Genomic DNA, 22,662 nt, shown 5'->3' on the forward strand with positions numbered 1-22,662 from the left:
TCATGCACACGGATCTTGTCTCTCCAGATTCACTGCGTCAGATCATATCTGGCCTGTTTACTCAAAAAAATACATTGGTGGATGATAACGACGATTTAATTCGCAGAGGGCTGGACTCAATGCAAATGATGGCATTGTTAAATCAGTTGAGGCGTCAAGGATATCGCGTCACTTTGCGTGAACTTTATCAAAAACCCACACTGTATGCCTGGAGCCAACTTCTGCAACGTCATGTGCCTGTTACTCACACAGCTCTTAAGTCTGATGCGGCGCAACCACTGATTGCAGATGCGCGTCCGTTCCCACTGACCGCAGTACAACATGCTTATTTTGTTGGGCGTTCGCCGGAACAGACGTTGGGAGGAGTAGGTTGCCATTTATATCAAGAATTTGATGGTATCGGGCTGGAACCTGAACGACTGGAAGCGGCAATTCATGAGTTGATTCAGCGACATCCGATGTTACGAGTACGATTTTTGCCAGATGGTCGCCAGCAAGGTATGACCGACGCTTATTGGAAAAAATTAACGGTTCATGACTTGCACAGCTTGACAGTGGACGAACAGCAACAAGCGCTGAACAATGTACGTGAACAACTAAGCCATCGGGTATTACAGGTTGAACAAGGGGAAACGTTCGATATTCAGCTCAGTCTATTTGGTGAGAATCAGCACCGGTTGCACGCGAATATTGATTTGTTGATCATGGATGCCGCCAGTTTTAGCCTGTTCTTTACTGAACTGGCGGCATTAATTGTCAAACGTAACCTACCCGCTATCCCTTCTGATTACGATTTTTGCAGCTACTTGGCGCAATATCAGGCGCAATTTGCTCAGGCTCGACAAGAAGCAGAGGTATTTTGGCGTAACCGGTTAGATACCCTTCCCCCCGCCCCACAACTTCCGCTGGCTAAGGAACCTTTGCTAATAAAAAATGTCCGCATTCAGCGCAGATGTTTCCGTTTGGCTCCTGAACATTGGCAACGTTTTAAACAACTTGCTCAACAAAATGGTGTTACGCCAACGATGGCGTTGGCGACCGCATTTGCTGGTTTATTATGTCGCTGGAACCATGCGCCTCGTCTGTTGTTTAACCTGACGTTGTTTGATAGAGCGCCATTGCACGCCGCGGTTGATGGCCTGCTGGCCGACTTTACTAATATTCTGCTGTTAGATATTCCCGCTGATAATTTGCCATTCTGCCAACTGGCTCAAGACGCGCAGGCAACATTTGCCGAAGCCTACGAACACCGCCATTGGTCTGGTGTAGAAGTTTTACGTGAACTTAAAAAACGCGGCAGCCATCCACATGGTGCGCCAATTGTGTTTACCAGCAATTTAGGCCGACCTTTATATGGCGAAAATACCCGTGATGTTCTGGGAAAACCAAGTTGGGGAATATCACAAACCCCTCAGGTATGGTTGGATTTCGTTGCATTTGAACATGAAAACATGCTGAATATTCAGTGGGATAGTAACGACGAACTCTTCCCTGATGGGCTAATGGATACCTTGTTTACCGCTTATCAGGGGTTCATTGAGAACCTAACGGAAAACGCCACCCAGTGGAGTGAAGAATTACCGGATCTGATGCCTGAATCGCAATACCAGCTTCGGCATCAGATCAATGACACAACTGAACCTTTGCCGAACGCCCTTCTGCATGAGGGTGTGTTCTTACAGGCAGAACGTACACCAAATATTGTTGCTTTGGTGACTAATAATAAGGAAATTAGTTATGGTGAATTGAGTTTGGCCGCTCGCCGGTTGGCTGCCGTGTTGCAAAAAATGTCGGTTATGCCAGGAGATCGGGTTGCCATTAGCATGGAAAAAGGCGTCGGACAAATTGTCGCGGTATTGGCGATACTTTATGTCGGCGGCGTTTATGTACCGGTCCCGGTTGATCAGCCAGTAAACCGACGTCGTGCTATTTGCGAAAGTGCTGGAATTCGTGTCGTTATCATTGCTCCTGAGCAACAATATGATGACTGGTCGCAAGATGTACATTGTGTTTCCTGGCATCAGGATGAGCAATGGTTGCCTTTGGCAAATATGGCTAAGCGTGCGGTGACTGATCCGGCTTATATTATCTATACCTCTGGCTCAACCGGTATACCAAAAGGGGTGGTTATCAGCCACCAAAGCGCACTCAATACCTGTCTGGATATTAATCGTCGTCATCAGGTTCAAAGTAACGACCGATTATTGGCACTCTCTGCCCTACATTTCGACCTCTCCGTTTATGACATTTTCGGTATTCTCACGGCGGGAGGCGCGTTGGTATTAATTAATGAAGCACAGCGTCGTGATCCATCAACCTGGGAAATGTTGATCTCTCATTACAACGTAACGATATGGAACAGCGTACCGGCACTGTTCGACATGTTACTGACCTATTGTGAAGGGATGGAAGTGGATGCACCGAAAGTACTTCGTACCGTGATGTTGTCCGGGGACTGGATTGGTTTATCACTGCCTGAACGTTACCGGGCATTCAATCCTGGTGGTGTGTTGAGTGCAATGGGTGGTGCTACAGAAGCGGCTGTTTGGTCAAACGAATATATCGTCAGAGAAGTTGCAGCACAGTGGCGCTCTATTCCGTATGGCTATCCCTTGGCTAACCAGCGTTATCGTGTGGTAGGTGAAGATGGCCGTGATTGCCCTGATTGGGTTGTCGGTGAGCTTTGGATTGGTGGCGCAGGTGTTGCATTAGGTTACTTTAATGATGAAGAGCGTACTTCTGCGCAATTTGTTGTCGATCAAGGGGAACGTTGGTACCGCACCGGTGATCTGGGTTGTTACCATCCTGAAGGCTGGCTTGAATTTCTGGGACGTCGTGATAGTCAGGTAAAAATTGGTGGTTATCGAATTGAGTTGGGGGAAATTGATGCAGCCCTTAATCAAGTAACCGGAATCAGCAAAGGAGTGGCGCTCGCCAGTGGTGAAAAGGAGAAATCGCTGGTGGCGTTCCTTGAATTGGAAGGCGATTCTTTATGCCAACGGGTAAATCGTGCGCCGCAGTTACCCGTTGGCTATCGCGAGCTGTTCCCCGCAGTGCATGCAATAACTGCGGATAGCAGTGAACCTCAAGTTGCAATGTTCTTGTTGGAACACCTATCTCGTCACGGTATTACTTTTACTTCACCACAATCACTGACAGATTGCTTGAAACACTATCAGCTCCAACCGGAATACCATGATTGGTTTAGCCGTATGTTGGCATATCTTTGCCAATGTAAAGTACTGACTGAATCTACACCGCATGTATATCAGGCCGGATTATCATCCTCTATTAATAATGAAGCAGATATCCCTGAACGCTGGCATTCTATGCTACGTAGTATTCTTACCGGGCAACAGTCAGCGGTAACATTGCTTGATGATCCACAATTCGCACCGGAACAACAGTTGTTTGTGTTGCCAGAAACCCGGCAATGGTTGGTCGGATTGCAACAGGTAATCACTGCCCTCTCTCTGCGATTACAACGCCCTGTGACTTTGATGGAGTTTGATGCTCGCAGCGGTCGCTGTGCGCAGTGGTTGGCAGAGCATATTACTGATCAGCACCTCTGTTATCTCGGCTTTGAACGTTCTCAGGCACTGGTCAATCAGGCGCAAACACGGTTAAGCGGCTATGCTCACGCATCAGTACAAGGTTGGTCTAAACAAAGTTGGCCTGAACAAGTTCCTGAGTCGCTGCAACATCAGGCTGATATTATTCTGTTGAATAACGTACTACATCGGGAAGAAGATCCCGCACGTTGTGTCAAGGAATTGTTACCGCTTGCTCAACCTGGCGCGTTGATATTAGCAATGGAGTTGCAACAAGCATCGTCTCTCTCCCTGATTACGACTGAGTTGCTTTCACCTCAAGGTATTCAATTACGCTCTGCGTCACAGTGGTTATCGCTATTGCCACAATTATTACCACTACAGACCGAAACGCCAATTACCATCGGCAATCTTAGTGTGTTATTGATGCAATCAAGTTACAGTGTCACTATTCCCGATCGTGAAAAGATTAAATCGGTGCTGGCACAACATCTGCCGGGATATATGATCCCACAGCGTTTGCATATCATTCCTCGCCTGCCGCTGACACCTAACGGCAAAATTGATCGTAAAGCGTTATCGCAAGAACTACAGTCCGCGACAAAAACCGAGACCGCACCACGCCAGAATGAAATGGCTTTGTTGAATGCGGTGGAACAAACCGTTGCTGGAATTTGGCAACGTTTGCTCAATACCGAGCAACTGGGCCGTGACAGTGACTTTTTCCAACTTGGTGGAGACAGTCTTCTGGCTACACGTTTGGTTGGTGAACTGACACAACAAGGTTTCAAAGGTGAACTAGGTCATCTTTTCCGTAATCCACAATTGGCTGCGTTTGCGGCTACACTGGTTCCTTTGGCTGAAATTTCATCATCAGAGTGCGCTCTGCCGAAAGAGCAAAATGAATACCAACCTTTCCCACTCACGGAAGTTCAACAGGCTTATTTGGTCGGACGCCATCCGGGTTTCGCTTTAAGTGGTGTTGGGGCACATTTCTTTATTGAATACCGGATAGAACAGTTAGATGTTCAACGTTTAAATCGGGTACTAAATCGTCTGATCCAGCGTCATCCAATGCTCAGAACCGTGGTTGTCAATGGTCAGCAGCAGGTATTAGAAAATGTTTCGCCGTTCTCTGTCAAACAACATCAATTCACCGACATTACGCAGGCAGATACATTACGTGAACAGCTTTCACATCAGGTATTAGATGTCGGTAACTGGCCGGTGTTCGATTTCCAGCTTGCTCAAGACGATGGGATGGTCTCCCGGCTATTTGTCAGTCTGGATAATCTGCTATTAGACGGGTTGAGCATGCAGATATTGCTGGCTGAATTAGAACAGCTCTATCTTGATGAACAACACGAATTGCCGCCATTGAAAGTTACATTCCGGGATTGTGTACTACGTCAGCAACAGGCGCCAACACATCAGAGTTCGTTGCAATATTGGCAGGAGCAAGTGAAAACATTACCACTGGCGCCACAATTGCCACTGCGTATTGCCCCAGAAAATGTTCAATCGCCCCGTTTTGTGCGCTATAGCGATCGGTTATCTGCATATGAATGGAGTCAGTTAAAACAACATGCCGCTCCTTATCAGATAACCCCTTCCGCGTTATTAATTGCGGCTTATGCAGCGGTCCTGTCTGCGTTCAGTACTAAACCGGAGCTAACGCTCAACCTTACCCTTTTCGATCGTCCACACTGGCATGAAGATATTAATCACATTCTGGGTGATTTCACTTCGCTGTCATTACTGGCATGGCGCCCGGAGAAAAACTGGTTATCAAGCGCCCGTAGATTGCAACAACAGCTCTGGCAGGATCTTGATCACCGTCACATTTCAGCAATCAGAGTGATGCGTGAACTGGCGCAGAGTCGCGGCCCTGACGCTGCCATTATGCCGGTCGTTTTCACCAGTGCATTGGGAACACATCAAGGGCAATTCCTGTCGCATTCATCGTGGATGAAACCCGTTTGGGGTATTTCCCAAACGCCACAAATCTGGTTGGATCATCAGGTTTATGAATCTGACAATGAACTTTGTCTGAATTGGGATGCTGTTGAAGAATTATTTGAACCGCGTCAGTTGCAAAACATGTTCAATAGCTACATGACGCTACTACGCACCCTTGCGGCACAGCCAGAAAGTTGGCATGCAGTACTGGAACAACTGATGCCGCGCCGACAATCCGTGATGGTTGAAAATAGTTCTGTCGCTATTGCGCCATCACTGCGTTCAGAGGGATATGACCCACAAATATGCAGCGAAATTCAACATCTATTTTTGTCCATAACAAATCATCCTATTAACGTACAACAAAACTTTTTTGAGGCAGGAGCCAGCTCGCTACAACTCATTCAATTGCATAGCAGATTACAACATGCGGGTTTTCATCATCTTGCCGTGACTGATTTATTTGCTTATCCAACACCAGAGACGCTCAGTTTACGCTGCCGGAAGGATTCTCACGATGGAAATCGCTTGTCGATCACTCCTCGTCAGCGTCAACAACAAAAGCGTCTGCAACAACGGGAAAAACGTCATAAAGGAGCTGCATAATGACTGATTTAACGCCTCACTACGATAATTGCGATCCTATCGCAGTGATTGGCCTTGCCTGCCGCTTTCCGCAGGCGCCAGATAGCGATGCTTTCTGGTATAACCTGCAACACGGAGTTGAGTGTACTGTGCCACTCGCCCGTCAAACATTATTAGATGCAGATATTCCTCCTGAAGTCATTGAGAGTGAAAATTTTGTCAATCGGGCAGCGATATTAGAGAAGGCGGAACAATTTGACGCCTCGCTGTTTGGTTATTCACGTCAGGAAGCAGAGATGCTTGATCCTCAACAGCGTCTTTTTCTCCAGACCGCCTGGCATGCCCTTGAACATGCCGGTTATGCGCCACGTCATGTACCCCTGAAAACCGGTGTTTTTGGTAGTAGCCGGGTCAGTACTTGGCCTTCATGGTCACAATTTTCCATGACCGATGTCGGCAAAGTTAAAGGACTTCAAGCGTTAATCAGCAACGATAAAGATTATCTTGCGACACGCGCCGCTTATAAATTAAACCTGAAAGGCCCAGCACTGACGGTACAAACAGCGTGTTCAAGTTCACTGGTTGCCGTGCATATGGCTTGTGAAAATTTGCGTGCCGGTGAGTGTGATATGGCGTTAGCCGGTGGTGTGGCGGTTTCTTTCCCTCAAGAAAGTGGTTACTTGTATCAGCCGGGAATGATCTTCTCCCCTGATGGACATTGCCGCCCCTTTGATAGCCAGGCAAATGGCACTTATGGTGGCAACGGTGTTGGCGTGGTCACATTGAAACGCTTGAGTGACGCGCTGCGCGATGGCGATCCCATCATGGCTGTGCTGCGTGGCAGTGCAATTAATAATGATGGCAATGAGAAAGTTGGCTTTACTGCCCCTTCGGTTAACGGTCAGCGTAGTGTTATTACCGAAGCTCTCCAACTGGCTGATGTCAGCATTGATGATGTTGGCATGATTGAAGCACACGGTACAGGCACACCACTTGGCGATCCGATAGAAGTTGACGCGTTGCGTAGCATATTTTCTGACCGTAGTGTAGCGGTACCGCCTTGTTATCTTGGCTCAGTAAAAAGCAATATGGGCCATCTCGATACGGCCGCCGGTATTGCCAGCCTAATTAAAGCGGTCCTGTCTGTTTGGCATGGTTATATTCCACCGACGATCAATGTTCAGCAACCTAACCCGGCGTTACGGTTGGAACAAAGTCCGTTCAGGTTGGCAACGCAAGGAGAGAATTGGACACAAACATTACGAACCGCAGGCGTCTCTTCGTTCGGTATTGGCGGTACCAACTGTCATGTTGTAGTGCAATCATTGCCGGAAGAATTACGTCGTCATCGTACCTATCATGCGCAGACTTCGCCTTTATTGCTCTCTGCTGCTTCTGAATCTTCATTACGTCAATTGGCGCAACGTTATGCGACCGCCCTCAATGATGCGCCAGAGCATCATGCAGATCTGGCTTGGACCGCATTACAGGGGCGTGATCTCTCATTACCCTGGCGTTTAGCGTTGACGCTAACGCCACAAAGTGCTGAAAATTTATCCGCTTTTGCCAACAAAAATCCAACACAAGATATTTTCAGTGGCCAAGTCAATAGCGAAGGTAAGCAACTTTGGCAATTTAGTGGCCAAGGTTGTCAATGGTCTGGAATGGGGAAAGCCATGTATGCCAGCTCTCCTATTTTTTCCGCTATGTTGGATCATTGCTGTGCTGCCTGTACATCAGAGTTGGCACTGCCATTAAAAGCAGTCATGTTCGGAGAACATGATGCCGCATTAGCCACTACCGAATACGCACAACCGGCAATTGTGGCGCATCAAATTGCACTGGCGGCACATTGGCTGGCTCTTGGATTGAAGCCTAATTATGTTCTGGGGCACTCGGTTGGCGAGTTTGCCGCTGCCGTTGTTGCCGGGATTTTCACACCTGAACAGGTGATGCCGTTAGTAGCGGTACGAGGCAAACTGATGCAAAGTTGTTCCCAAGGGGGGGCAATGCTGGCGGTTTTTGCCAATGAAGAAGATGTGTTTCCGTTTGTTCATTCGCTGACATTAGATCTGGCGGCTTGCAATGGCCCACAACACTGGGTTTGGGCCGGTACAGAGACGGAAATTGCTACTTTGGCGCAACGTCTGGAGCAACAGCAGATTCGTTGCCAGCGTCTTAATGTTGCTTGTGCAGCACATTCAGCCATGCTTGATGGCGTACTGGAGGCATTTTCTCTGCGTTGTAGCCAGTTGCAACCTGCATTGGGGGAAATTCCGCTGATTTCTACCCTGACAGCTAATATTGCAACGGCTGAACAATTGGCTTCACCGGACTACTGGCGTAACCATATGCGTCAGACTGTACGTTATTACCCGGCTGTTGAATTTGCCCGCCAGCAAGGGGCGACATTATTTATGGAGATGGGGGCTGATGCACAATTAACCGGCATCGGGCGGCGCATCAGTCTGCCACAGGAAACCTGGATTGCTGGCGTACAGCGTCAAAGCTCTCCAGAGACAGCACAGCAAACGGCGCTTATGCAACTTTACTGTGCTGGTGTGCATCTTGATTGGCCGCATCTTTTCCCCATCACTGGGGAAAAATGCCACGCGCCGCTTTATCCATTTGATGAACAGCATTACCGTTTCCCTGCTACCAAATCTGTGCCGCCCACAACCAATATCAATGCTGGACTTGATGTAAATGCTCTTCTCGATCCTGCCATTGAGCAAAACTCCGATGCTGTAACACTACGCGTGTTGTATACCGATGCATTGGTATATCAATGTCATGGGCGTGATGCTGAACAAGGTTTCGGGGCCACCGACACGATTCGGGCTGGCCGACTGCAACCTTGTTGGCGTCCTTTGTTGGAACAATTATTAACCTATTGCGTCCAGCAAGGTTATTACCGGGAAATTTCTGGGCCAACGGCGAGTAAAATGTATCGTCCTGAGCGTCCTCTGCCTTATGCCAAACGCCGGTTATTAGAGGCAAGTTTACTCACTGTTTTCCCGGCTTTGATTTATGCCGGTGAGCGTCTGTTTGCCCTGTTGAGCGCTCGTTGCGATTTGCCGCGCCAGTTTGTGGCAACACCAGCTGTGGTCAACTCATGGCTTCCGGCGCCACAACCGTGCCCTGATACCCACTATGCCCTACATTGGCGTACAATAAACACCATAGATATCCCAAGATCTTCAACGGCATATGCTCTCTGTTCTTCAACTACAAATGACGAAGTGGTCAATCGTTGGCATCAGGCGGGTATTCGTTTACAGCCAGAAAGCGGAAACATCTTATTACTGCTTACCGGCAATGATGTACTTGAATTATGCAATCAGGTTATTACCGAATTAAAACGTGATGAAGCGACATCACTAACCGTTGTCACCTGTTGCGCTCAACCGGAAACCACCTTATCACCAGAGAATATCAACCTAGCTCAATACGCTGTCTGGGCGTTGTTGCGTGTCGCAGTTGAAGAATATCCCCATCGTCGTATTCAAGCGATTGATATTGCTGATATCAATGATGCTGATGCTTTGTCATTAGCGCTTGGTTATTTGAGTGAACGTAACCGTTGGCTGAGAGTACGCGGCAATCAAGTCTCTGTACCGGTTTTACAACGTCAACCATTGCGGTTCTCTCAACAGCCGATGTCGATTCCCCATCAGGGTTGGCATATCGTAACCGGGGGAATGGGCGGAGTTGGTCAGATTTCCATCCGTTGGTTGTTGGCCCAAGGCGCACGTAGAATTGCGGTATTTGCCCGTCGTCAACATGCGGATTGGGACGCTTTTGTTCAAGAGTTATCACTGAATACTGAATGTGAGATACGCTGGATTAAAGTTGATGTTACTGATACGCCAGCCATGTTAAATGCAGTGCGGACGCTGGCACAAGAGGATGGTATCGCCGGGGCAATTCATGCGGCGGGTATCGCTGATCACACGAGGTTGGCAGAACTTGAACCTCAACGTCTGTCACAGATGTTATCAGTAAAAGCGCTGAGTGCATCGGCATTGCAAACTGCCCTTAAGCAACATAATGCACACTATCTGTTGCTTCATTCTTCTGCCGCATCAATGTTAGGCGCTCAAGGACAAGGTGCCTATGCCGTTGCCAATGCTTACCTGGAGTCTTTGGCTCTGACGGCACCGGATTCATTGATGGTAAAAGCGCTGGTCTGGGGTGTTTGGGGTGGCGTTGGTATGGCCCGCGACCAGCGATTAGTGGAAAAACTGGCACAAGATGGCATGTTGCCGTTCAGCGTCAATGAAGGTATCTGGCATTTTAATCAATCTCTGCGCAGTGCATCTCCTTGCTATCTGGCAATACGGTTGGATGAGCATCATCCTGATATTCTGCGTCGTTTACAGGCTGACATTACAACTACAACGCTGACTTCTTCGCACGTTGTCGATAACACGCGGTATCAGGATGAAGAAGAACGGCTCTATTGGTTGCGTCAACGTATCGCTGCGTTGTTACGGTTGGAACAGCCTGAACGTTTGGAACCGCAACAAGACTTACTGCAATTTGGTTTGGATTCCCTGCTGTTCCTAGAGCTAAATGCGGTGATCCACCAGCAATTTGGTTTCAGACTAACTGCCGAGTTGGCTTATCAGAATATGACTTTAGAGGGGCTTAATCGGCTTATTGGCGACGCGTTACCTGAACAACCAGTAGCCTGTTATCAGCCTGAGATCATTATTGACAACGCCCAACGTCATGCTCCATTCCCTCTGACCCCTATTCAGCATGCTTACTGGATTGGTCGTACTCAGGCTATTGATTTTGGCGGTGTTGCGTGTCACGTCTTATTTGAGTGGGATCTGACACTGGATCGTTTTGATATTCCGCGTTTTGAGAAGGCATGGAATGCTTTGATCCAGCGTCATGGCATGTTGCGCATGATAGTGGATGAAGATGGACAGCAAAGAATTTTGCCTGAAACGCCTTGGTATGTTTTATCGCAAGATGATTTGCGTATGCTGGATGAAACAGCTTGTGAACAGGCATTGGTTCAGCGTCGCCATACACTTTCTTATCAGGTTCCTCCAGCAGAACAGTGGCCGTTGTTTGAAGTTTCTGTTTCTCTGCTACCGAATGCGCACTGTCGCTTACATATGAATCTGGATCTGTTGCAGTTTGACGTACAAAGCTTCCGAATCATGATGGACGATTTGCAACGCGCTTATCACCAGCAACCATTGGCTCCACAAGCATTTACTTTCCGTGACTATGTGATGGCGGAACAGGCTCAACGGGCAAGTAAAGAGTGGCGAACATCATGGGCATACTGGCAGGAACAATTACCTTCGTTGCCTCCGGCGCCAAGATTGCCGTTGAATCCACAACTACCTCAGCGTAGTCAGCCACAATTCACAACTTATGAAGGTCGATTAGCACAATCTGATTGGCAAATGCTTAAACAACGTTGGCAACAATGGGGAGTGACTCCTTCTGCCGGTCTGTTGACGCTGTTTGCTCATACTTTGGAATGGTACAGCCGCCATCCGTTGTTTACCCTCAATCTGACATTCTTTAACCGGCAACCTTTCCATCCAGAGGTTCAAGATCTGATTGGTGATTTTACCTCCGTCATGTTGATGGATTTTGACTTACGCAAGACAACTTCCCTGCGTGCCAGCATGGAGAAAACCCAAGCTTTGTTATGGCAACGACTGAGCCATAACTATGTCAATGGTGTTGAGGTATTGCGAGAACTTGGCCGCCAACAAAATGGTGAAGCCCATAGCAGACAACCGCTGACGCCGGTGGTTTTCACCAGCATGTTAGGAATGGCGCAAGAAGGCGTCGCTATCAAACAATCCATCACCCAGTTACTGGGCGATCCGGTCTTTGTGCTGAGTCAAACCCCGCAAGTCTGGCTGGATCATCAGGTCATGGAAGTGGATGGTGATCTACTGTTTAACTGGTACTGCATGGATGACGTATTGGCGTCGGGAGTTATTGAAGCACTGTTTGCTGCTTATAGCGCGCTGTTAGTGCAAATTTGCCGACAATCTGACCGTATAGAACATTATGATCTTCATACACCACCTTCTGGCCATGCACGTTATGATTTCTGGCCGCAACAACCTGAATTGCGTCAGGCCGAGCAATATCTGCGTGCTAAACCTGAAATCCGACTGGCAGAAATTCAACCATGTCAGGACGACACGCAAGGTTATAATGTATGGCTGGTGGCGGAAAATAATCTGCCATTACAGTTATCAGAACCACAGGCGATAAACACCGATCTGTTACCTCTGCCTGAGTTAACCGAACAACAGGCGTTTGAACGCTCTTGGCAATACATTGAACAGCAAGCATTACTCGGCTTGAGCCAGACATTACTGCGCCACAACTTGTTCACTTCTCCTCAGCAATATCACTCTCGTGAAGAGATTGAACAACGTTTACAACTTGCGCCACAGTATCAGCGTCTTCTTACCCAATGGTTGACGTTATTAAACAACCAAGGATTTATTGAAAAAACCGCTGGTGGATACCGCTGTTTGCAACCGCTGAATCATGTTCCTTCTCCTACGGCAAAGCTGGACGACGCAGTGTGGTGTCAAACCATTAGCCGTTATGTCGCGACATGTATCGAGCAACATGACGCCCTGCTTGCCGGGCGAGGTAATGCTTTGGAACTGCTGTTTGCCGATAAACAGACCACTGCCAGCCTCTATAGCGAGAATCCCGCGTTGCGGTGTCTGAACCAAACTGCCGCTGAAATTATCCGGCAATTGAATCAAGTATCTGATCATTTCACCATGCTGGAAGTTGGCGCAGGAACCGGTGCAACCTCAGCGAAGGTACTTGAATATAATGCACAATCGATTGAAAGCTATCACTTTACCGATGTTTCGCCGCTATTCCTGGATGATGCACGCCAGTTGCTCAATCATTATGGCGAAACCGTAAAATTTGCTCTGTTCGATATTAATCAGCGTATTGATTTTAGCCAGCATCCAGAATCCGGTTACGACCTGATTATGGCGGTTAATGTGTTGCATGATGCAACCCATCTGCAAAACACCTTACAGCGTCTGTCACGATTACTGAAAACCGGTGGATGGCTGCTGATTATTGAATCAACGAAACGTGAAAGCGCTATGCAACTCGCTAGTGTTGGATTTATTGAAGGTATTAATGCCTGGAGTGATGATCGCGGCGACAGTGCATTGATGGCGCTTGCGGGTTGGCGTAAGTGCTTGGAAAAATCCGGCTATCGGGTTTCATTGGAATGGCCGGGACAAGATGGACCAGAACTGCATCAACAACTGATTCTGGCGCGTGCTGAACGGCAAGTACGGCTTAATGTCAGTGAAATAGCGGCGCAATTTTCCGCTTTGCCTTACTCATTGCATGTTCAACAGCAAGAACAATTGCCGTTGATCGTGACCGCTAAAGAGAGCACGGCACAGTCATCAACTTCGGAAACAGCGCAACCGGAAACGGCGGATGACCAGTTCTATGATATAGAACAGCAGGTTATCGCGCTCTGGTGTTCACTGCTTCCTCAGCCAATACAGCGCCACAGTGACTTTTTCCAGAGTGGCGGTGACAGCTTAATTGCTACCCGGATGGTAGTGCAATTGCGTCGTCAGGGCTATGAACAGGCAAATCTGCAACAACTGTTTGAACATCCTAAGTTGAGCGAGTTTTGCCGTACTTTGCGGACAATTGAAACAGTTGAAACAACACTAGCTACACAGGTTGTTCCACTTGAGACTAAACCAGCATCGGAGCAAACACTTCCACTTACTGCGTTGCAATATGCTTATTGGTTGGGCGAGAGCCAACTGTTCCAGTTTGGTAACGGTATCGCTCATTTCTATGCTGAACTGGCTATCAATAATCTTGATCTGCCTCGTTTCACTACTGCCTGGAACCGTGTAATCAACCATCATCTGCAATTACGTGGCTATGTGAAGGATGGGCAATATCATATTCTGTCGGAAGTTCCCTGCTATACCCCGACGGTAATCGACTGCCGTGACATGATACCTGCTCAATGCGAAACAAAGCTCGCTGATGCCCGCGATATTCTGCGCACTAAAGGTGTTCCTAGTGATAATTGGCCGCTGTTTGATTTGACGCTATATCATATTGATGACCGGACACATCTATTGCATTTGACTATCGATCTGTTAGTCGCTGATGGCAAAAGTCTGACGTTAATTCTAAGTGATTTGCAACGCGGGTATCAGGAGCCCAATTGGCAGCCAGAACCACCGGCCGCGACTATTAGTGACTATATTCAAGCACTGGATGATGAGAAAACAGGGGAAGCCTGGCAACAAAGCAGACAATATTGGCTTAATCGCTTACCTTATCTGCCTGATGCACCGGAGTTGCCGTTAAAAGATCATCAGTCACAAGAGCTTAATCAACAATGTCTGACGGGATGTATCAATCCGCAACAATGGCAGCGTTTGCAACAACGCGCAGCAGAATACCGAGTGTCCCCATCACAGGTTATGTTGACGTTATTCACCCATGTTCTGGCGGTATGGAGCAACAGTGAGCATTTCACTATCAATGTCCTGCATGGCAACCGACTGTTAATGCCACAACATTGCGATACGTTGGTGGGGAATTTGTCTACCACGTCATTGTTGGAAGTGGATTTACGCAACAGCACAGGATTCAGTGACTCGGTAAGTCGGATTCAGAAACAGTGGTTAGCTGATCTGCAACATGCTCTATTTGACGGTCAATTAGTACTCAGAGAGAAAAATCAGCACCGTCACAATCTGAACGCCGGTATGCCGATCGTGTTCAACGATACAACCGGTACTGCGGGTCAAGGGCCATCAGGGTTGGGAACGCTGAATCTTTTCGGTGCGCAAACACCGCATGTTTATCTCGACTGTATGCTGATTTCCAGCTCAGATGGTGGCGTTATCATTCAATGGGCAATTTTACCGCAACTGTTCCAGCCACAAGTCGCAGAAAACATGTTTGCCCATTATCAGGCTAGCGTCGCCGCCTTGCTTGAACCCGATTACCAATGGAATGTCCCACTTCCAGAGTGGCTCCCGGTAAATGATCGGATTTTGTGCCAAAACAGTAATGCGACAAAGAATGGTTTTCCGCCACATACGCTCTGTTCGTTAATTGAACAGACGGTAAACCGCTACCCACAACGTACTGCCGTAGTCGATGCTCACCGTCAAATCGATTACCGCACTTTGTGGTCACAAAGTCTGGCATTGGCTGACCATTTACTGGCGCAAGAAAATCAGCATTCGTCTCTGATTGGCGTGGTGATGGAAAAGGGTTGGGAACAGGTTGTCGCGGTTATAGCGATTTTATTGGCGGGACGGGCTTATCTGCCTATTGATGCCAGCTACCCGCAACAGCGCATTCATCAGCTATTGGCATCAGGAGAAGTTGATACTGTATTAACTCAACCTAAGTTTGCTCAACAGATGAGTTGGCCTGATGGTGTACAGGTTACCGCGCTGGATGAAACATTACTTAACTGCTTGCCGAAAAATACCGGCGAGCAGCGCTTGTCTGCCTGTCCTGAGGACTTAGCTTATGTGATCTTCACATCAGGCTCTACTGGCAAACCGAAAGGCGTGATGATAGATCACCAAGGAGCCGTTAATACCATCCTTGATATTAACCAACGTATTGCCCTCAATGAACATGATAGCGTGCTGGCAATCTCAGAATTGACATTCGATCTTTCAGTTTATGATCTGTTCGGTACTTTAAGTTGCGGGGCCAAACTGGTTATTCCTTCTCCCGGTGACAGCCGACAACCCGACAAATTATTGACGTGGTTACAGCAAGAATCGGTCACTGTTTGGAACTCTGTTCCAGCATTTGTACAACTGCTTGAGGAGTATGCCAGAGATTATCCACATTCTTTGGATAGCCTGCGTTGGGTATTGATGAGCGGTGATTGGATACCGACCAGTTTGCCGGAAAGATTATCTGCCCTTCACCCTGCGTTGAATCTTCTCAGTTTGGGCGGTGCAACCGAAGCATCAATCTGGTCTATTGCCTATCCTATTGCTCAGGTTGATCCAAACTGGCGCAGCATCCCATATGGAAAACCACTGGCTAATCAGACTTTCTATGTGCTCAATGCAACGCTTTCACCCTGCCCGGTCTGGGTAACGGGGGAACTCTATATTGGTGGACAAGGGTTAGCACTAGGCTACTGGGCTGATTTAGAAAAAACTGCCCAAGCCTTTATTACTCATCCTCAAACCGGTGAACGGTTGTACCGCACCGGTGACTTAGGGCGCTGGCGGCCAGATGGTAATATTGAATTCTTGGGGCGCAACGATCACCAAATTAAAGTTCGTGGCTACCGGATTGAGTTAGGCGAGATTGAACACCGCTTATGTGAGCACCCGGATATACAACAAGCGTTAGCGTTTGCACATACTACGTCAAACGGCGCATTGCAACTCGTCGCGGGTGTGCGTTTATCTGATGAAGCACCGCTATCTACAGAACTTTTACCGGTTCTGCCGCATTGGTTGCAGCAGACCTTACCTGCTTGGATGTGTCCACAGCGCTTTATCATTCTCGATACCCTACCCGTATCAGACAACGGTAAAATTGACAGACGCGCATTAGCGGCCTTGGTTGGGGAAGTACAGGAAGTCAATCCAGTATCATCCGTTGCTCTCAGTGTGACAGCACAAGCTGTGTTGGACCTTTGGCAATCGGTATTGGCACAACAAGCTATCAGTGTGCATGAGAGTTTCTTTACGCTAGGCGGTGATTCTCTGGCGGCGGTGCGGTTAATGGTAAAAATTAATCAGACGTTTAACCGTCAATACCCACTCAGCCTGCTACAAACTTACGATACCGTACACTCATTGGCTGAATTTATTGAACATCAGCCAGAAAGCCTTTGCCAAGGAGTGATATTGAACAAGGGAAGTGTTGAGCAACCGGCACTATTTATTGTGCATCCTATTGGTGGACATCTGTTGGGGTATCGCCATATGGCGGCCAATTTCGGCGACCAACGCCTGATTGGGCTGGCGTTTTCCCCGGATAATTTAAATACAGATACCCCTTCCGTGGCAGCGTTGGCGGCTGACTATATCAGTCAAATTCGTGCTTTCCAGCCGCAAGGTCCTTATGCTTTGGCAGGATGGTCTTTTGGTGGATTGGTGGCCTATGAAATGGCTCATCAATTGCGAGCGATGGGTGAACGTGTTTCTCAATGCATCCTAATTGACAGCTTTGCGCCAAATGTCCGCACTGATCTGACGCTGGATGAAACATTTTGTCATCGTTATTTCCTGCTCGATTTGCAGGGACAATTCCCAAGTCTGACTCTGGATGATCATGTTATCGCTGCTGATACGGAAACTTTCCTTAATGCATTGCACGATGCCTTGCCACAATCTGCACAGATTGATAGCTCGCTGACCGCACTTTATGACGTATGGCGCTATAACTTGAATGCATTGCTTGACTACTGTCCACCGCAGACTTCACAGCCTTTCTGGCTTATTCGGGCAGCACAGGCACTACCTGATTTTATGGATTATCTCGATCCAACCACCATCGCCTCAAGCGATCTGGGCTGGCAGGCTTTTGGTCCGGTCAATGTGACGCAACTTGCGGGCGACCATTACACCCTATTCCAACATGAACATGTTGGTTTATTGGTTACTTGTCTGAAAGATATCTTGAATTCAGTATCAACCACTAATTTTGTTAAGGAAAACATATGATAAAGCCACGGCGGGTTCTGATTGTCGGTTCGAAATTTGGCGAATTATATCTTAATGCATTCTTACAACCTCAGTCTGGTCTGGAACTAGCTGGCATTTTGGCTCAGGGCAGTGCTCGCTCGCAGCAACTTGCTCGTGATTTTAATGTGCCACTATTCCGCTCATTGGATGAGCTACCAGATGATATTGATATTGCCTGTGTGGTAATACGGGCAGAGGTGATTGGCGGCAAAGGTGATCGGCTCACTCAAGCACTTTTGGCTCGTGGAATTTCTGTCATTCAGGAACATCCCCTTGATGCAGAGGCCATCAAAAGACATCAATTAACCGCCAAAAAACATAATGCAGTGTTTTGGGTAAATAGCTTTTATAGCCAATGCCATGCTGGAAGAAGTTGGTTACACGCGGCACGGCAAGTTAGTCACTTATCACAGCAGCGTCCGGTAAGTGGTTATTTGACAACCAGTCGCCAATTGCTATTTTCCGCGCTCGATCTGTTGTTACAGGCATGTCACTGTCCGGAACAGATGGAGATAGTCTATGTTGGTCAGCGAAGCAATGCGTTTCACTGTTTTGAACTTAGCTTCGCAAGAACAACCGTAACGTTAAACGTGCAATCCTACTTGGACCCGAGAGATCCAGATATGCACAATTTGGTGATGCATAAAATGACACTAATCTGGCCTGTCGGTTATCTGACACAGGAAGCCAGTTATGGGCCGGTTATTTGGACACCCGTTCTTCATGCGCCTGATCATTTGAATAACAAACAAAGCCTCTACCTGAATGCCTGTCAGCCGGATGGTAACTATTTGCACCAGACAACATCACAAATCCTTTGTCCAGCGACGAAAAACTGGATGACGGCATTTGAATGTGATGGTGCTAAAGGTGTGGCATTGCTACTCAATACTTTGAGTTCTGTATTGAACGGCGCCCCCTGCCCGCCTGCTTTTGCTTACGATTACCAACTGCGGTTAGCTGGTTTATGGCAACAAATTTTGCGCATTATGGGAGAGCCTATTACTCAGGATTTACCGTCCCCTGTTTGGATTGAGCCAGCAAAATTGATGTTAACTGAGGAAGAATGTTGATGACGTGGGCACTCCCTACACATCCGATGATTCGTCCGTGTCTGACGACTCACGGCGAACCCAAATACACGTTGTTAATCTGCCCCTTTGCTGGGGGCAGTACCAGTGCATTCCGCCACTGGTCCACACTGAAAAATTTAGATATAGCGGCTTCATTGGTAATTTACCCCGGACGTGACAGCCGCATGGCGGAAAAGGCTGCTGCCAGTATTGCTCCATTGGCGCAATCACTTTCTGACTTGATGGCGTCATTCACCCCCGCACAGAGAGAGAACCTGATACTTGTCGGTCACAGTATGGGAGCACAAGTTGCTTTTGAAACTTGCCAACGCCTTGAGCAACAAAGTTGTTCACCCAAGGCGCTGGTACTTTCGGGGTGCCATGCGCCTCATCTTCAATCTCGCCGCCAATTGAGCGGGTTGCCTGATCATGAGTTTCTTGAACAATTGATTGATATCGGCGGTTGTAGCCCGATTTTGCGAGAAGATCCCGGCTTGCTTGAGCTGTTCTTACCGATGCTACGGGCCGATTTTCTTGCTACCGAACGTTATTACCGGCCCATTCAGACTGACGCTGTAAAACTGCAAACACCAACATTGCTGCTTTATGGCAGTGAAGACAAAGAGGCTTCTGCGATAGAAGTTCAGCAGTGGCGGCAATGGCTTGCAGACGGAGAGCAACATCTTTCATATCGCTACAAGGAGGTTGTAGGCGACCATTTTTATATTACTCAAGAACCTGAAAGTTTTATTCGTCACATTACACAATTTATACAATATGTACAGGAGTTTGCATAATGGCACCTTTTTCTATTCCAGGGAAAACACTTACTTTGACGCCAGACTATCTTTGGAATGGCAAAACGCTAGACCAACAACTTGCCGGGTGGGCTGGTATTTGGGGCGATAAAACAGCGCTGATCTGTCAAGAACAACAACTAACTTACCGTGAATTGCACCAATCCGCAGAGAGATTAGCCAGCGGACTATTTCGTCGTGGGGTCCGTCGTGGAGATAACGTTATGGTACAACTGCCTAACCGTATCTCTTTTGTCGTTACCTGTTTTGCCCTGTTTAGGTTAGGCGCTCACCCGGTGTTATTAATGCCGACACAGCGGACACATGACGTTCATGCCCTTTGCCAGATTGCTCGCCCGGTTGCTTACATTATTCCCGATTGCATCCATGATTTTGACTACCGGGAAATGGCACGAGAAATTGCGGCATCTTGTCCCGATTTGAAACAAATTATTGTTGACGGAGAAGCGGAAGAATTTACCGCATTGGCATCCATTGATGATGAACCGGTCAATATTCCTGGTCCAAGCTATGGTGATATTGCTGTTTTATTGCTTTCAGGGGGAACGACCGGTACACCGAAATTAATTCCCCGTACTCACGACGCCTATACCTATGATTTTGTGCTCTCAGCCCGTCTGTGTGCGGTAAATACGGAAAGTGTTTATTTGGCCGTACTGCCTGTCGCACATAACTTCACGTTAGGCAGTCCCGGTATTTTAGGTACCCTTTCCCAAGGCGGAAGTGTCCTTCTGAGCGATACCGCCAGTTGTGATGAGGCTATGCCGTTAATCGAGCAACACAAAGTGACCCATTTGGCATTAGTACCGGCTCTGGCACGGCTCTGGGAACAGGCCCGCGACTGGGAACAAAGCGATCTTTCATCCCTACGCTGTTTGCAAGTGGGAGGCGGCAGGTTGACGCCAGAACTAGCGGAACAGGTAATAGCACGCCTTGGGCCTTTGCAGCAGGTGTTTGGTACAGCGGAAGGATTACTCTGTTATACCCGATTGGATGATTCCTATGAGGTCATCATTAATACCCAAGGGCGGCCGTTATCAGAAGAAGATGAGATCAAAATTGTTGATGCCAATTTGCAATCTGTAGCACCTGGCGAGGTAGGAGAACTTATTACACGAGGTCCTTACACCATTACGGGATATTACCGTGCAGAGCAGCATAATACCGTGGCTTTCACCACCGATGGGTTCTATCGTACCGGTGATCTGGTTCGTATGACCTCAGATGGCAATCTGATCGTTGAGGGCCGAATTAAAGAACAGGTTAACCGCAGTGGTGAGAAAATTTCGACCCAGGAAGTTGAAACCTTGTTGCTGCAACACCCTGACATTGATGATGCCGTTGTCATTTCTGTGCCCGATGAGCTGTTGGGTGAACGAATCTGTGCCTGTTTACCTAACAACGGCAATCAACCAGAACCGGCGCAGATAGAGGCATTTCTACAGCAGAGAGGGGTTCAGCGTCATAAAATTCCTGACCAATGGTTGTTTGTCACCTTTTGGCCGTTAACTACAGTGGGAAAAATTGATAAACGCCGTTTGGTACAGATGGCACAAGCGGAACATGGCTGTCCAATGCAGCAATATCATGAACAAACGGTTGTTATTACCAGCACTCCGCTAGATTTGATTACGCATTTGCTTTCAGATGACGAGGCACAACCTTATATGCTCTATGAGGTAAAAGGTGAATGGTCATTGGGGATAGGCTGCGCAGCGACCATCAGTGCGGATGCATCAGGACAACTGATTGATTCACAAGGTAATCGTCATCCATACGATATCAGCACATTGAGCCAAAAACTTGAACAGGCGCTTAATGCCCTTCCCATTCAGGATTGGCGGGCCTATGGAAGAACGTTATTTGAATTCTCTCATATGACATATGGGCTGCCATTAGAACAACAAAACGAAGCGTTAATAAAAATCACTATTCCACAACATGAATTACGCATAACTCAAGGACAGGTTCTGATACGAACGCTCGAAGAAGGTCAACTCGCCATATTGAGTGAGAAAGTTCGCCAGGCTGATCAATTAGGCACACCGGTTTTCTCATGTACAGAAGATATGGAAATCATTAATCAGCCAGACGCGGCGAAGCATTATCAGGATAACGTCGCCAATGCGGTTAAGGATATTGCCGTGGGCCATTACCAGAAAGTGATCCTGTCACGTCGGGTTGAACTTGGTTCAGGTATTGATATGCCACACAGTTACTGGTTAGGCCGTCAGGCTAACACACCTGCCCGCTCCTTCTTCTTACGGGATGAAGATTTCTCTGTTTATGGTTTCAGCCCAGAAACAGTGGTTGAAGCAGATGGTTCAGGTTGGGTCAGTACACAACCATTGGCTGGAACCAGAGCCTTGACACATGATAAAGATCAGGATCAACGGTTGAGAGCAGATTTGCTTTCTGACCCGAAAGAGATCTCCGAGCATGCTGTTTCGGCCAAATTGGCATTAGAAGAGTTGGCGTCGATTTGTCAGGCTGACACACTTTGTGTATCAGAGTTTATGGCGATTCGTAAACGGGGTTCGGTACAACATTTGGCATCACGGGTAAAAGGATTACTGCAAACAGACAAAAATCGTTGGGATGCATTTATCGCCCTATTCCCGGCGGTAACCGCTTCGGGGATACCCAAAAAACCTTCTTTACAAGCAATTTCACGTTACGAAGGTGAACCACGCCGACTTTATAGCGGTTGTGTCATGTTATTAGATAGCTCAGGTAAACTGGACGCGGCGCTGGTATTGCGTTCTCTCTATCAGCATCAAGGACGCAGTTGGCTCCAAGCTGGCGCAGGATTGGTCAGAGATTCCAAACCAGAAAGAGAATGGCAGGAAACCTGCGAAAAACTTGACTGCATTATGAAATACGTTCGCCGTTACTCTGGCAAAAAAGAGTAAATGAAGTC

The 22,662-nt window shown here is 47.8% G+C and carries 5 protein-coding genes; all 5 read left to right on the forward strand.

What is annotated here, in order from left to right:
* Nucleotides 1-2 precede the first annotated feature (2 nt).
* The 5 genes from C6H66_RS09980 to C6H66_RS10000 are packed head-to-tail and all read left to right on the forward strand — an operon-like array spanning nt 3 to nt 22,654.
* Nucleotides 3-6,116 (forward strand): non-ribosomal peptide synthetase, encoded by a 6,114-nt coding sequence (locus C6H66_RS09980; RefSeq protein ID WP_105395483.1) that lies wholly within the window; start codon nt 3-5, stop codon nt 6,114-6,116.
* Nucleotides 6,116-17,830 (forward strand): hybrid non-ribosomal peptide synthetase/type I polyketide synthase, encoded by an 11,715-nt coding sequence (locus C6H66_RS09985; protein WP_105395484.1) that lies wholly within the window; start codon nt 6,116-6,118, stop codon nt 17,828-17,830. The genes C6H66_RS09980 and C6H66_RS09985 overlap by 1 nt, the downstream gene beginning before the upstream one ends.
* Nucleotides 17,827-18,924, forward strand: coding sequence for a Gfo/Idh/MocA family oxidoreductase (locus C6H66_RS09990; protein WP_105395485.1), 1,098 nt, complete (start codon nt 17,827-17,829; stop codon nt 18,922-18,924). Before C6H66_RS09985 ends, C6H66_RS09990 begins: the two co-directional genes overlap by 4 nt.
* Nucleotides 18,924-19,721 carry a thioesterase II family protein gene (locus C6H66_RS09995; protein WP_228999278.1) on the forward strand — a complete coding sequence of 266 codons (798 nt, stop codon included), beginning with the start codon at nt 18,924-18,926 and terminating at the stop codon, nt 19,719-19,721. Before C6H66_RS09990 ends, C6H66_RS09995 begins: the two co-directional genes overlap by 1 nt.
* Complete coding sequence (locus C6H66_RS10000) at nt 19,721-22,654, forward strand: salicylate synthase (RefSeq protein ID WP_105395486.1); 2,934 nt, start codon at nt 19,721-19,723, stop codon at nt 22,652-22,654. Before C6H66_RS09995 ends, C6H66_RS10000 begins: the two co-directional genes overlap by 1 nt.
* Nucleotides 22,655-22,662 lie beyond the last annotated feature (8 nt).

The sequence above is a fragment of the Photorhabdus hindustanensis genome (assembly GCF_002968995.1).
GTDB lineage: Bacteria > Pseudomonadota > Gammaproteobacteria > Enterobacterales > Enterobacteriaceae > Photorhabdus > Photorhabdus akhurstii.

Bases quoted from the DNA above. Each gene is read 5' to 3' on its own strand.
- C6H66_RS09980 (WP_105395483.1), top strand. From the start codon at position 3: ATGCACACGGATCTTGTCTCTCCAGATTCACTGCGTCAGATCATATCT.
- C6H66_RS09985 (WP_105395484.1), top strand. From the start codon at position 6,116: ATGACTGATTTAACGCCTCACTACGATAATTGCGATCCTATCGCAGTG.
- C6H66_RS09990 (WP_105395485.1), top strand. From the start codon at position 17,827: ATGATAAAGCCACGGCGGGTTCTGATTGTCGGTTCGAAATTTGGCGAA.
- C6H66_RS09995 (WP_228999278.1), top strand. From the start codon at position 18,924: ATGACGTGGGCACTCCCTACACATCCGATGATTCGTCCGTGTCTGACG.
- C6H66_RS10000 (WP_105395486.1), top strand. From the start codon at position 19,721: ATGGCACCTTTTTCTATTCCAGGGAAAACACTTACTTTGACGCCAGAC.